Here is a 1,198-nt window from a genome sequence, read left to right as displayed (position 1 = left end):
CCCCGGGCTTCGTCCCCTGCCGAAGCTGCAAAAGCCTGGCCCGCGCCTGCGCGCCATAGGCGGCAAGCCGGCCCGGTTCCCAGATCTGAAAGAAATTGCCGCGGCCGACAAACGCCACCTCGTTCGAGATACCCGTGTGGTCGCGAATGAAATCGGTCATCGTGATGCGGCCGTCCTGGTCGAGTTTCAGGAACGTCCCGTCGCCATGGCAGAAGAACGACATATCGTCCGCCGTCTGCAGGAAGGGATCCTCGAGCGCGATCCGCTGCTCGTAGCGATCGAGCAGATCGAGCCCGCCGACGTCCATCGCCGGAAGGTCCAGACAGCGTAGCGCATAGAGCTCCGCATAGCCACGTTTCTGCACGACCGCGCGGAAATGCGCCGGGACCGACACCCGTCCCTTGGCATCGATCCTGTTCACTGCGTTTGACAGAAATCGGTCCACTACACGTTACAGCCGCTGTCGCCGCCGCACCCCTTCCCATGTTTTTCTCCGCGCCACCGCCGCGCATCATCTCGCGACCTTCATTCGCCAAGGCGAAAACCGGCAAACGCGCAGCCGCCGCGACTGCCCGATTGGCGTACGCTTCACCCTGACGCGGAACGAAGGCTTGATGATGCAAATGGGATATCATGGGGCACTATGGGCGTCAACGGGAACGGGCATCACAAACGCGCGCCACAACTAGGGAAGGGCAAGCTGAAGGCACGTCTCGTCTTTATCCTCTATTAAGCCTAACGAAGCGTTTAGAGCGCGCTGGCCCAAAAGGACGCTTCTTGCTGCAGATGGCTGGCGCGCCTAGCGTCGAACCTCTGTTCAGCGAAGGAATGAGCCCATGTCCGAAACCGCGAAGTCACGCGCCGCGGCGCTCGCCCATCTGCGCAGCCGCGATTTCGCCAAGGGCGACCCGATCCCCCTGCCGCTGACCATGGCTTCGATCTTCCATTCGCCGGGCGACGCGACGGGCTTCGATCAATACGGCCGCTTCAGCAATCCGACCTGGCATGCCGTCGAGCATGTGCTTGGCCATCTTGAAGATGCGCAATGCGTCGCCTTTCCGTCGGGAATGGCGGCGATTTCGGCGACGTTCTTTGCGCTCGTCAAATCGGGCGACCGCATTCTCTTGCCCTCGGACGGCTACCATACGACACGCGCGCTGGCGGAGCGTTTCCTGAAACCGCTTGGGGTCGCCTATGA

At 62.1% G+C, this 1,198-nt stretch carries 2 protein-coding genes; one reads left to right on the top strand and one right to left on the bottom strand.

The genetic code is table 11. The annotated features are described in order from the left end of the window. The coding region (gene mraZ, locus EOA29_RS37090) for a division/cell wall cluster transcriptional repressor MraZ (protein WP_127222434.1) at nucleotides 1-445 on the bottom strand (445 nt) is incomplete at its 3' end. Between the two features lie 391 nt (nucleotides 446-836). On the opposite strand from mraZ, the gene EOA29_RS37085 reads away from it, so the two are divergent. Continuing rightward, a partial coding sequence (locus EOA29_RS37085; RefSeq protein ID WP_189479129.1) for a PLP-dependent transferase occupies nucleotides 837-1,198 on the top strand: 362 nt, incomplete at its 3' end.

It is taken from the genome of Mesorhizobium sp. M1E.F.Ca.ET.063.01.1.1, assembly GCF_003998155.1.
Classification (GTDB): Bacteria; Pseudomonadota; Alphaproteobacteria; order Rhizobiales; family Rhizobiaceae; genus Mesorhizobium.
Note: the sequence above shows the minus strand (reverse complement) of the source record. Positions and strands in the feature narration are given on the sequence as shown.